Below are 11726 nucleotides of genomic sequence, written 5' to 3' on the forward strand. Positions count from 1 at the left end.
GAATTCCGTGACAGGCAACCACGTACCACAATTCCGGGCGCACTACCTTTGGGTTGACGCGATTGTGCGCGGTTTCCGCATACCCGAGGTCGGTGTCGTCGAGCACCGGATTGCCAGCCCGTGGCCTGCGGACAACAACGTCGAAGTTCGGATTCAGCGGAATCGAGCGACATTCGGTCGCTGGGACGTCACCATCGAATCGACCATCGGCGGCAGCCATGAAACGCTGATCGGTCTGGACGGTCTCCAGCTCGCGGAGAGCGTGTACCGCACGGTGCACCGGGATGTCATGACGGCCGCGCACGCCCGACAGTGGACACGCCTGCACGCCGCTCTGGTCGACTGCAACGGTGTGAGAGTGGCGATCGCCGGGCATTCAGGGGCGGGCAAGACCACCTTGGCGCTCGCCCTTGCGATGCGGGGTGCACAACTGCGTGCTGACGAAGGCGTCTTCATTCGTGGTACCGAAGCTGTGGGCTTACCGCGGCGGGTTCACCTCAAAGCCGGTACGTTCGACGTCCTCCCGGAGATCAAAGCGCACGATTCGCTGTATCTTCCGTACGCCCCGCCGGTGTGGGCGTTGGACCCGTCGACCTTGCCTGCTGAACGAAACGTCAGCTCGGCGGTTCGCGGAATCGACCTGGTGCTGATCCTCGATGGATGGGACGAGGGGCCGACTCGACTCGCTCCGATGCCCGTACCCCAAGCGATACAGTCGCTGGCCGAGCAATCCGCCCTGTGGTCCGACAATCACGGAGTGACCCTGAGAAACATCGCTGCTCTACTCTCGAATGCCCCGTGCTACAGACTGATTCGACATCACGGCGATACCGGCGCCGACACGGTGGAGGAACTGGTGGCGTCATGCGTGACACCCGGTACCTGATTTCCATGTTGAAACCCGAGTGTGGGGCCGACGTCATCCGCTTGTGTTCGCAGCAGGATTGGCCCAGAGTCATCGACGCCGCTGTAAGGCACAAGGTATTGCCGCTGCTCGCCTCCCGAGCGGTCGAGGCCGGCTTCGCATCGGTCCTACCTGCGAGCTTCGCGGAAATGCTGTCGGAATCCTCGGCCACCGCATCGAGTCCGGAATTGACACTGAGCCTTGTCCATCACCGAAACACCATAAGGATCTCGGACCTCGACGCGCAACGAGTGGAACTGCAAGAGCTGTTACACAGCAACGGATTTCCGACGGTTGCACTGAAGGGTGCCGCCCTTCTCGAGCGAAGAATCTGGCCGAACCCGGCAGCTCGACGGATGACGGACATCGACCTTTTGGTCGTCGACCCTGCACATGCCGTTCCGGCCAACGACGCGATCCTCGATTTCGGCTACCGAATGGTCCGCCCCGACGAAGTGGACTCCGCCTCCATCGATCACGACGATCACCAGGAACCGGCACTCCTTCGCGACGACCGTCATGGCTCCGTCGAAATCCATTCGCACTTACTTCCGAGGTTCGCCCGTCACGCGCTGACCCGGGAGGCCGCGGTCCGAGGAATCAGCTCGGAGGCGGAAGGATCCCGCCTTGCGATGGCCGACGTGACGCTGCACGTCATCGCTCACGCGCGGCTTGCCGATCGGGCCTTGATTCGAGCCGATTTGTCGTTGAACAGTGTCTTCGACGTGGGGTACCTGCTCACTTCCGAACCGGAACTCGCTGTGACGCTCTCCAGACGCCAGTTGCCACGCGATGTCCGTCGGGCGGTGAACGTCCACTGGGCGGCGGTGGAATCGATCTTCGGCGTCAGCACCGGAATGACGACCGTCTCGGCGCGTTGGTGGTGGCGATGGACGCTGTGGTTGGCGGATCGCCCACGTCTGCACTCGCTTTACCGCGATCTGGTCATGGTGCCGCTCTTTCTCGACCGTGATCGGCTTTCCATCCGGGACGGGCGCGACCTACGTGGATGGGACTTGGCCCGCTCACGCGTGTCCCACTTCGTCCGTCGTGCGAGGACTGCCGTCGAAGATGCCGGGGGAGCGGCGTGAAAGTACTGATCACGGGCGGAGCGGGATTCATCGGTAGCACCGTCGCGTCGAAGTGCGTCGACGCCGGGATCGATGTCGTGATTCTCGACAACCTGCTGACCGGCCGCGCCGAATTTGCGCACAGATTCCCGTTCTACTGCGGCGACATCGCGGACGAGAAACTGCTCGACAAGGTATTCGCAGATCATTCCGATATCGATGCGACAGTTCACTGTGCGGCCTTGATCGTGGTCGGAGATTCCGTGAGTAGCCCGGCGCGGTACTACGAGAACAACGTATCCAAGTCGCTGACGCTGGTATCGAGTGTCCTTCGGAACGGGTGTGAGCGCTTCTTGTTCAGTTCCTCTGCGGCGGTGTATGCGCCGAGCGACGGTGGGTGTGTCGATGAACATTGGGGGATCGCACCGCAGAGTCCCTATGCGCACAGCAAGGCTCAGTTCGAAACGATGCTCGACGACATTGCGGCGGCCACTAAATTATCGGCGATATCTCTACGCTACTTCAATCCGGTCGGGGCAGATCCGGAGCTGCGAAGTGGTACACCATCGGTACGCCCGACCCACGCACTCGGAAAGCTGTTCGAATCATATTCGACAGGAACGCCTTTCAGGGTTACGGGAACGGATTGGCCGACGCGCGACGGATCCGGAGTGCGTGATTACGTTCATGTCTGGGACCTTGCAGACGCTCATGTTCGAGCGCTGGAAAGGTTCGACCGGGTCACCGCTGAATCATCACGCATGACTGTGGTCAATCTGGGCAGCGGGCGGGGGACGACGGTGTGGGAGCTGGTACACACATTCGAGAACGTGCTCGGTGAAGATATCGACGTGGTCGCTGCCGGCCGACGCGCCGGTGACACTGCCGGCGCTTACGCGACGAACGATCGTGCGTTGCGACTACTCGGGTGGGTTCCGACATTCACCCTGGAACAGGGGATCGAGGACACCGCGCGGTGGCTGGCAGTGCGCCCGCACCTGCTCAACTCGGTGTAGCCGAACGTCAGCCCGTCGGGTCGTCGTCAACGGTGATGTTGTTGCTACGTAGCCAGAAGGTGGCGTCCGGATCCCACCCGGCGAGCACGGTGGCACCCGAGTTGGCCGACAACGGGATCGCGATGCCTGGCGTGGTCAGATAAGCCATCATGGTCAGGTGGACGGCGTCGTAATCCGCGGACACCGAAAGCCAGTCCGGAATGAACCAGTCACGGTATTCACCGGTCGTGTCGTACCACACGGAGCGACGTGAAGCGGGCACAGGCAGGGGATAGGTATCGACCAGATTCGCCCAGTCCTGCGGACCGGTGATCTCGTAGATCCGGGGCGCGCCGTAGATCCTTACCGGCTGCACCCGCGCCTCGTTCGAGGAGCTGTCTTCTTCGAGAAACACCCCGAGCGCCCCGATACCGTCGCGGGCCGTGGTTGTTTCGGTTGTGCCGTTGGCAAACGGGATAGACCACCATTCGCCTCCGATGTGACGGTCCGGATCTTCGATCTGGTATTCCAGAAACCGGCGTTCGTTGTCGAGTGCCTCAGCGCGCCACTGTTCGAGGCCGTCCTCTGCACGGTAAATCCGCAAGGGAAGGTCCGACCAGCCGTAAATAGGGTTTCGCTTTTCAACCAGATTCTGGTTCAGAAGGTCAGCAGGCTCGGCCCACCAGGCAGTGTGTGGCGAGTCGAGAAGGGCTTGAGCGATCGGTCGCAATGCCGCGATCACCTCAGGGCGGACGAAGATCAGATCTTCTTCGTCCGGCGGCTCCCAGTAGCGTGCGCAATCTACGGCATACGCAAGACAGTGCAGAATCTCGAGTTCGGACATCTCGCCGATTGCCCGGATATCAACAGCGCCGAGAACTTGGAGCGCATCGTCCGGCGATTGAGGCCAGTGTCCACCGGATGTGCGTGCGCCGGCGCGGCATGCGTAACCGACGTTCGCACAGAAGCGACGGCCACGTGGTGAACCGAGGACGAGTGCAACGGAATCCATGTGGGTAAAGCTAGCGGACAAGCTGACGGGGGACGTTCGAATATCCATTACTTGACATAATGTAGATTATCGGCAAATAAGAAGGTCGAGTTCAACTAGATGAGAGAACTCGTCCCATTGGATCTCAAGCGAAACTGCTGCCTGTGGCCGGTGACGACTTGCTGCCGGACGGTGGCCCACGAGCCTGATCCCCAGATCGACATCGGTTTATGCAAACAGATGAGAGATTCTCGCGCTACACTTGCGTTCATGCAGAGTGTTCCAGGTCGGCTGCCAGAGTTCCTGTCGAACGGCGTCGTCGGGCTGCTGCGACCCGAGGACCGAGTCTTTGAGGCGATGCTCGATGGCTGGCGAGCGCAAATGCTGGCCCGTGGGCTCGGTGTGCCGTTCATTCGGTCCTCGTGCGGCCTGGTCTCTCGGTTCCAGGAGCACTCCAACGAGTATCCGTGGGGCTGGCAGCCGATCCATGTCGATGAGTTCCTGGCTGATCGACGAACCGGGCCGAAAGCCGTCTCGGTGTCGACGCTGCGCGCGAACGCTGGCACGATCAGGTCCTTCTGCTATTACGTCACTGACGAAAGGTATGGGTGGGCTGCGTTCTGCAGCAAAGTATTTGACGACGTTCCCGCCCAAGTCGTGTTCGAGTGGAACACGCCGCGCCACAAGACCGATGACGCCATCCCAGCGGACCGGCGCAGCTTCACTCAGACCGAGTTGCAGACATTCTTCGACACCTGCGATGACCTCGTCGATCAAGAGTTCGCCAAGGGCTCGAAGCGCTGGCTCCCACTGATGCGAGACTCCACCGCGTTCAAGGTGTGCTACGCCTACGGTTTGCGCCGTCGGGAACTTTCCATGCTCGACTACCACGACTTCGGCCCAAATCCGCACGTAGACAAGTACGGCCGCTATGGCGCCGTTCAGATCCGCTACGCCAAAGGCATGTCGGGGTCAGGACCGCGCCGTCGCACTGTTCTCACGGTGCCTGAGTTTGACTGGGTGGTCGATCTTCTCGATCACTGGCTCTCGCCGCAGGGTCGCGAACAGTTCGCCACTGCGGACCGCTCGGCCTCGTTGTGGCCGTCGGAACGGGCTGGCGCCACGGGCATCCGCAACTTCAATCGCACCTTCACTGCGGTCCGCGAACTGGCTGGGCTACCGACAGAGTTGAAGATGCACTGCCTGCGCCACTCCTACGTCACTCATCTCCTCGAGGCCGGATACGATCCTATGTTTGTCCAGCAGCAAGTTGGCCACGCCTACTCATCCACCACCGCGCTCTACACCTCAGTCTCGGCAGACTTCAAACAAAAGACCATCCAACGGATGATCCAGCAACGAATCGTCACACGTGACGAAAGAAGGACCGGGAAGGACACGTGAGCGAGCAACGCCGAATCGGCTATCGCTGGAATCTCCGCCAACGAATGGCCGATCACAACCTCTGGAAGACAACGGAACTCATCCCGCTTCTCAAGTCCCGCGGAATCAACCTATCAAACGCACAAGTGCACCGATTGGTGACAGGCACACCCGAGCGGATCCCTGCGCGCACCTTCGCCGCGCTGTGCGACATCCTTGAATGCACACCCAACGATCTCTTCGAACCATATGTCGAGATCCGAGCTGCGGCCACGGCCGACGCACCGGCCAACCCGGCCGACCTAGGCATCAGCGACAAGCGCTCGGTTGCCCGCCGGATCCGAGTCGTCCGTAGCGATGATGACGATGGCAAGACCACGTAAACCTGAAGACCCACAACGGTGGGAAGTTCCATGCGATCGCTGCGGTGAGCACAGAGAATGTGTCGTCACCTGGCAGGGCCTCGGAGTGTGCGGTTACTGCTACCAAGCAGCCAAACGAACTCGAGGCGTATGCGCGTGCGGTCACGACGGGGTGTTGCCGGGAATCATCAACGGCCAGCAGGCGTGCCGCAAATGCGCGGGCATAAAACTCAACGTCGACTGCGTTGAGTGCGGCGCCGAGGAAGAACTGTACGCACAGGGATGCTGCTGGCGATGCGTCCTGAGGGCGACCGTCGACCGACTACTGACGAATCCAGAGACTGCTAGCATCAACGACGAACTGAAACCCTTTGCAGCTGCCCTGAAGTCGATGAAACGGGCCAACAGCGGTCTGACCTGGATCAACCAGGAACATGTCACAGCGTTCCTCACCGAGCTGGCCCGCACACCGCTCGTTTCCCACGACGTCATCGACCAACTCCCCCGATCGCGCACCCGAGAATACGTCCGAGAACTCCTGGTCACCCACCAGATCCTGCCGCCCAGAGACGGACTACTCCACCGCTACATCGACTGGTCCGATGAAGCCCTCGACCGGCTGAAGTCGTCCGAGCACCGGGAAGTCGCGACCCGGTACATTCGTTGGCATCACCTGCGGCAGATGTATTGCATGGAGTCGGTGTCACACGGCACGTTCCTGCGGTCGAAGCAAACCGTTTCCGTCACAATCGAATTCCTCAACTGGCTCACCGACCGGGACATCTCGATCGACGATCTATCCCAAGCGGATCTGGACGCGTGGCAGGCCGAAGGCCCGAGCACGCGAGAGTTCGCCATCCGGTTCCTCGCGTGGGCAGTCAAGACAAAGCTGGTCGCTCGGGACCTTACAATGACACCACATCGTCGTGGTACAAGCTCTAAGATGAGCCCTGAGGCCCAGCAAGACGTCGTCGATGGCATTACATCAAACCAACCCGCACTGAATCCGCGAGATCGAGCCGCGGCGATCCTGGTGCTCGTCTTCGGCCAACAGATCGACCGGGTCGTGAAACTCACCTGGGACCACGTCATAGTCTCAGACGAACTCGTGACCGTCACACTCGGCGACATCGCCATCGCTCTTCCCGCACCGCTCGACGAACCATTCCGATATCTCGCCGGAGAACGAGACCTCGGGAACACCGCCGCCCACCCAAGTACGCGCTGGGTGTTCCGCGGCTATATCCCTGGCCAACACATCAACCCGGGCCACTTGCGGAACCGCCTGAAGTCGACGTTCGGCACCCGCGCCGCCCGGCTCGGCACCCTGCACGAACTCACCAAGCTCGCACCCGCCGCAATCCTCGCCGACACTCTCGGCTACTCCCCTGCCACCATCGAGCGACATGCGGTGGCGTCTGCAGCCACATATGCCCGATACGTAGCGATGATTGACGCTGATGGCTAGGGTTGTGTAGCTCGAACTGCTTCTGCGGCCGATGCCGTTCATAAACTCGCGGTACTGATATGTCAGGCTACTATTGGCGGCCGGGATGGAGCTAAGAATGTCGAGAGAGAATCGCGGCAAACCTCGGACCAGAAAGACGACGAAACAACCTTCGATTCGCCTTTCTGGCAGGCTATGAGCATGGCGATAACACTAGAAGACACTTTAGCTGCGATCAGCCTGCTGCAGAACACCGAGAAATGTGCTCGCATATCCGGGACCGCCGAGTACCGACGGTGGCCCAAGAACGACATAGCGGGCCCGCCGAACCGCGTCGATACAGTGCACTTCTCCATCGACAACGAGCTCGGTTCATGGTCTCAGCGCGACACCAAGTCCGCGCAAACCCGCCGCTACTCCAGTGGCGCCGGACAGGAGCTGGTCGATGACGACGGGCAGCTCATCCCTCCCAAACCACCATCAGGGTTCGACCACTGGCCTCTGCTCATCAAGATGATGACACCGAGTAGATTCCCGATCTGGGGGCGCCCGGGAGATAAGTGGAGAATGAAGGGCGCCGAGTCCACCGAGCACGGTTACCTCCTGCACCTCAACCGTGACACCTCCCCCGCAGAGGCGGAGCTGTACATCGACACCACTTTTTCGCTACCAATCCGCTGGACCGATACTCACCAAGTCAGGCCAGATCTCGGGGCGAAACAGGAGGTAGAGATCGTGGCCCTGCACATTCCTCCGGAATGGAAGCGTCTCACCGGTATGGACATGTCCGAGGAAGGTCAAGACATGGCAGGATAGCCGAGCTTTGCACCAAGCGCACCTCGGCCTGGTCATCCACTTCATGTCTGATCGGGGTGACGCCTGCACGGCTTGGCTCCGGACGGCGCACAATGGTCCTGTGGGAGCGAAGAGCAACGAGGCGATGTTCCGCTTCATCCTGCCGGCTCAATTGAATGGGCCCGAACTCAGCGAGCAGATAAACGAGGCTGTACTCCGTAGGGCCCGCGATGCTGGAGCTGTCTCCATCGGCGACGTATATGTCAGCGGCACTATCCCTATCGGTGACGGCGCGTGCCAGTACTCGGTTCGAGTTCGGTTGTACTTCGGTGGCCCTGCCTTCGCTTGAGCCCCATTATTTCCCAGCCGGGCTCAACGACGTCGGGCCTCTGAGATAGGTGGTCTACTCGTCCTAGTTCAACACGTCCCGTTACCAGTTTCTCGACCTGGCGATATCCGCCTCACGCCTGGTTCGTGCAACCTTCTTTGTTTCCGCCCACCCATGTCTGTCTGCCGGTACATTTGCCGGCTTTCCTGCGTTTCAGTCCGAGATCTGCGACCGGCTTGCACGACTCGACCATTGCGACTCCGCGATCGCCGGCTGAATTGGTACCGATCACCGCATGGCCTCGCCGGCGACTGCGGCTACGCCGCGCGACCTGGACGTCAGGAACGACCAATAAGTGCTCTGATGTGGATTGATGCCGATAAACACGTCTCACCGAGTTCCGGCTACCCCACCTCAATTCGTCACTGTGACGTATTATGGTCGACAGGCTGGAGGCGAGTTCAGTTCCATTGTCATCGCCACGGACTACTATCGCCGCATGTGTTGTATTCGACCGGCCGCTTCTCATGGTCAGTGGCCGCGATGAGCGACACACCCAAGGTCGTGCATCGCTGGCTCGCAGTGCCAGACCAGTTTGACCGATTCACGCGATTCTTGCGCGACAACGGAATTCTGATGCCGACTCGGATAGGCATCGGCGTATTGGTTTTCCTCCTGGGTATCACGATTCTGCTGAAGCGACTGGGCACTCATTCGGTACAGACCATCGGATTTCCGTTGGACGTCGTCGTCGCAGTGCTTGTGATGATCGGCGGAATTGCCCTGCCTGTCGTAGCGACCACCCGTGAAAGGTCGTATTTCTTCGTCGTTGCCGGGGACTTCGCCGTTGCGGTGATCGTGCTGGCTGAGGCGAATCCGGATCAGAGATTGCTCGGATGTCTCGTCTTCGGGCTCGTCGGCTCGTACATAGCCTTCTTTCACAATCTTCGAACTCAGCTGTGGCACCTGCTGTTTTCCGGGGCGGTCATCGTTGTTGCCAGCATCGGCGTGTTCACCGATGTACCTTCTGGCCTTCCAGACGTCCTGGGGCGCATTGCCTTTGCCATTCCTGTCATCACTGTCATACCGGTGGTCACGCAGATTGCTCTGGCGCTCCTGAGCAACGACGCTCAAAGCTCAGAACTCGATCCGTTGACGGACCTGCTGAATCGGCGCGGACTCGCACGGCGGACTTCCGAACTACTGCAAGCGAAATCCAGCCTCGACCAGTCCTTGCTGGTCGTGGTGATCGACATCGACAATTTCAAACACTTCAACGACACCTACGGTCACGACGTCGGCGACCGAGTCATACTGCGCACGGCCTATCGACTACACGACTGGGCCAGATCGGACGCGGCGATAGCGCGCATCGGCGGTGACGAGTTCGTCGTCGTTCAGATGATGCCGTTGCCGTACGTCGGCGATCTACTGGCCCGGATCGCGCCCATCATGAACTCCCCTACAGGCGAACCAATCTCGACGACCAGCATCGGCATAGCCATCCACAACGGCGCCTGGCCGGACGTACACGCAGCAGAAAGTGGCGTTCACGATCTACATCGCCTCGCCGATTCGGCGATGTACGAAAGCAAGAGAATGGGTGGAAATCACGTCCACTCCATCGTTCTCACCGATCAACAGCTACAACAGCCACAACAGTCAGGCGGTCGTTCAGTCCTCTGAATCGTCGATCAGATGCATCGCGGCTTCCTCTGCCGACGCTGCGCCGCCGTCGATTCCGACGTCTCCGGCAATGAGTTCACTTTCCTCGTCCTCGTATCTGCCCTCGTCTTCGGCAACGAGACGCCCGACCCGACGGTTACCCACTTCGTCACCGTTCGGGAATTCTTCTTCCCGTTCGAATTCGTCGGCATCGGCGGGATCCTTCAAAGGATCTCCGAGCGACGCGTACGGATCGGGTTCTTCTTCGGCCAGGCGCTCGTCGAGGGTCTCCCCCGCTGATTCCTCGCTGCCGGTCAACCCGTGGGCATCAAGTCCCAGTGGGCGTTCCGGTGGTGAGATTCCCTCGTCGAGAATGTCGTCGACGCCTCGATCGATCAGAGTGTCTTCAGGTTGAAGCTGGTCGTCGGGATCGAGACTGTAATCGCCATTGCCGGCCGCGCCGGTGTCATCCGTGTCGCTCATACGATCAACGATGCCACGGGCACACCGAGTTGGCCATGTGCCGCGCCTGCTCGATACGTCACTCCGGAGACATTCAGCACGAACGCGGGGCCGGCACTCCGTCGAATCGGTCCTGTAGGTACTCGAATGCGGTGGGCAGACCGAGGACCGCAGTGGTGAGGTGGTCCGGGCTGGGGAACAGTTGGGATTGAATCGTGGCTCCGGCGGCGCAGTACCGCGAAATCGTGTTGACCACCGAATCGATGGGGATCAGAACGTCGTCGGGTGTGTGCCATTCGAACACCGGGGCAGTCGGCACACCCGGATAGAGTTCGACGCTGTTGTCGTCCATCACCTTTCGCACTTCAGGGCTGGACAGCAAGGATGTCGACGTCGACACCTGAGAGGCACTGCGCCCGGCACCGACCCTGAGGATGTCGTTGGTGCACGCGTTGGTGAGTTCGGCCCGCATCGACCGTCCGAGGTCGTTGAGTTGGTTGCTCAGCGGCAGTAGGTCGGGATACTCGCGTTCGAGGCCCATTGCTGCGGCGAATGCGAGGCCGAATGCCGGGTGCGGATCCTGTCCGAGGCCGTTTGCCATCTTGGACAGATTCATCGGGACGCCGCCCTCGGCTACACCGACAAGGTTGACCTCGGGTGCGTAGCTCGGGGCCAGTGCGGCCGCCCACGCGGTGGCCATGCCGCCGCCGGAGTAGCCGGCAATACCGACAGGGCTGGCGCCACTACGCAATTCGGGGACTTTCTGAACGGCGCGGATACCGTCGAGCGTGATCTGTCCGCCCAGGCGCGCGGCGCCGTACGCACTGTTGGGTCCGAGATGGTCGGGAAGGGCAATGGTCCATCCACGTTGCAGCGCGACGTTGAGGATGGGCGCTTCACGGATGACGATGTTGGGATCCGATGCGTAAAGCGCGCGAGATGGCGCACATCCCGTACCGAGTGCATTGACGATGTGCTGATACGAGAGCAACGGGCCGTCTTGTGCTTGATTCGGCGGGACCAGGATCGTGCTGACCGCGGCAATAGGCTTGTTCTCTGAGTTCGTGGACCTGTAACTGACCTGCCAGATCGCGACGCCGGGAAAGGTCATCAGGTCAGGGGCCCGGCGCACGGAGATCGGCGTGCCGGCGGTCCCCTCGGCAGCTGCTTGCGAGTAGAACGGGTCCGGGTCCGGTGCCGGATATGCGGGATCGGCCTGTGCAGTCCCCCCGGAGAGCAGTGCGGCAGTCAGTGCAGCGGCAGTCAGCATCGATCCGGTAAACACGCGTGTGGTTCGCAGTTTCAACATTTTCCCCTCGTCCGG

General features: G+C 60.8%; 12 protein-coding genes. 9 read left to right on the forward strand and 3 right to left on the reverse strand.

Features of this window, described 5'->3' with window-relative positions; translation table 11 throughout:
• The first annotated feature begins 7 nt into the window (after positions 1–7).
• The 3 genes from M0639_RS14590 to galE are packed head-to-tail and all read left to right on the forward strand — an operon-like array spanning position 8 to position 2990.
• The gene (locus tag M0639_RS14590; protein ID WP_223304527.1) at positions 8–886 is read left to right on the forward strand and encodes a hypothetical protein; all 879 of its coding nucleotides are present in this window, start codon (positions 8–10) and stop codon (positions 884–886) included.
• A complete protein-coding gene (locus M0639_RS14595; RefSeq protein ID WP_064075300.1) occupies positions 865–1995 on the forward strand; it encodes a nucleotidyltransferase family protein in 1131 nt (376 codons plus the stop codon). Before M0639_RS14590 ends, M0639_RS14595 begins: the two co-directional genes overlap by 22 nt.
• Entirely contained in the window at positions 1992–2990 is a 999-nt protein-coding gene (gene galE / locus M0639_RS14600) for a UDP-glucose 4-epimerase GalE (RefSeq protein WP_064075299.1), read from the forward strand. The genes M0639_RS14595 and galE overlap by 4 nt, the downstream gene beginning before the upstream one ends.
• A gap of 7 nt (positions 2991–2997) precedes the next feature.
• Here galE and M0639_RS14605 read toward each other — a convergent pair whose 3' ends face one another.
• Complete coding sequence (locus tag M0639_RS14605; protein WP_064075298.1) at positions 2998–3981, reverse strand: hypothetical protein; 984 nt, start codon at positions 3979–3981, stop codon at positions 2998–3000.
• A 249-nt stretch (positions 3982–4230) separates the two neighbouring features.
• Here M0639_RS14605 and M0639_RS14610 point away from each other — a divergent pair, with 249 nt between their 5' ends.
• From M0639_RS14610 to M0639_RS14635, 6 genes are all read left to right on the forward strand, one after another.
• Positions 4231–5364 (forward strand): tyrosine-type recombinase/integrase, encoded by a 1134-nt coding sequence (locus M0639_RS14610; protein ID WP_064075756.1) that lies wholly within the window; start codon positions 4231–4233, stop codon positions 5362–5364.
• Positions 5361–5726: a helix-turn-helix domain-containing protein gene (locus tag M0639_RS14615; protein ID WP_054802584.1), complete on the forward strand. Its 366-nt coding sequence runs from the start codon at positions 5361–5363 to the stop codon at positions 5724–5726. The genes M0639_RS14610 and M0639_RS14615 overlap by 4 nt, the downstream gene beginning before the upstream one ends.
• A 151-nt stretch (positions 5727–5877) precedes the next feature.
• Positions 5878–7173, forward strand: coding sequence for a Fis family transcriptional regulator (locus tag M0639_RS14620; protein ID WP_248671205.1), 1296 nt, complete (start codon positions 5878–5880; stop codon positions 7171–7173).
• A 180-nt stretch (positions 7174–7353) separates the two neighbouring features.
• Positions 7354–7968, forward strand: coding sequence for a hypothetical protein (locus tag M0639_RS14625; protein ID WP_156525134.1), 615 nt, complete (start codon positions 7354–7356; stop codon positions 7966–7968).
• Between the two features lie 100 nt (positions 7969–8068).
• Complete coding sequence (locus tag M0639_RS14630) at positions 8069–8296, forward strand: hypothetical protein (RefSeq protein ID WP_156525133.1); 228 nt, start codon at positions 8069–8071, stop codon at positions 8294–8296.
• Between the two features lie 522 nt (positions 8297–8818).
• A complete protein-coding gene (locus M0639_RS14635) occupies positions 8819–9961 on the forward strand; it encodes a GGDEF domain-containing protein (RefSeq protein WP_047270566.1) in 1143 nt (380 codons plus the stop codon).
• Here the strand turns inward: M0639_RS14635 and M0639_RS14640 are convergent.
• Together M0639_RS14640 and M0639_RS14645 are read right to left on the reverse strand one after the other, a co-directional pair.
• Positions 9950–10423, reverse strand: coding sequence for a DUF5709 domain-containing protein (locus M0639_RS14640; RefSeq protein WP_003945009.1), 474 nt, complete (start codon positions 10421–10423; stop codon positions 9950–9952). The two genes, M0639_RS14635 and M0639_RS14640, sit on opposite strands and share 12 nt — an antisense overlap.
• Positions 10424–10496: 73 nt before the next feature.
• On the reverse strand, positions 10497–11711 hold the full coding sequence (locus tag M0639_RS14645; protein ID WP_064074777.1) for a lipase family protein: 1215 nt from the start codon (positions 11709–11711) through the stop codon (positions 10497–10499).
• Positions 11712–11726: the final 15 nt, after the last annotated feature.

Source organism: Rhodococcus qingshengii JCM 15477, assembly GCF_023221595.1.
Classification (GTDB): Bacteria; Actinomycetota; Actinomycetes; order Mycobacteriales; family Mycobacteriaceae; genus Rhodococcus_F; species Rhodococcus_F qingshengii.

Bases quoted from the DNA above. Each gene is read 5' to 3' on its own strand.
- M0639_RS14595 (WP_064075300.1), top strand. From the start codon at position 865: ATGCGTGACACCCGGTACCTGATTTCCATGTTGAAACCCGAGTGTGGG.
- M0639_RS14605 (WP_064075298.1), bottom strand. From the start codon at position 3,981: ATGGATTCCGTTGCACTCGTCCTCGGTTCACCACGTGGCCGTCGCTTC.
- M0639_RS14610 (WP_064075756.1), top strand. From the start codon at position 4,231: ATGCAGAGTGTTCCAGGTCGGCTGCCAGAGTTCCTGTCGAACGGCGTC.
- M0639_RS14625 (WP_156525134.1), top strand. From the start codon at position 7,354: ATGGCGATAACACTAGAAGACACTTTAGCTGCGATCAGCCTGCTGCAG.
- M0639_RS14635 (WP_047270566.1), top strand. From the start codon at position 8,819: ATGAGCGACACACCCAAGGTCGTGCATCGCTGGCTCGCAGTGCCAGAC.
- M0639_RS14640 (WP_003945009.1), bottom strand. From the start codon at position 10,423: ATGAGCGACACGGATGACACCGGCGCGGCCGGCAATGGCGATTACAGT.
- M0639_RS14645 (WP_064074777.1), bottom strand. From the start codon at position 11,711: ATGTTGAAACTGCGAACCACACGCGTGTTTACCGGATCGATGCTGACT.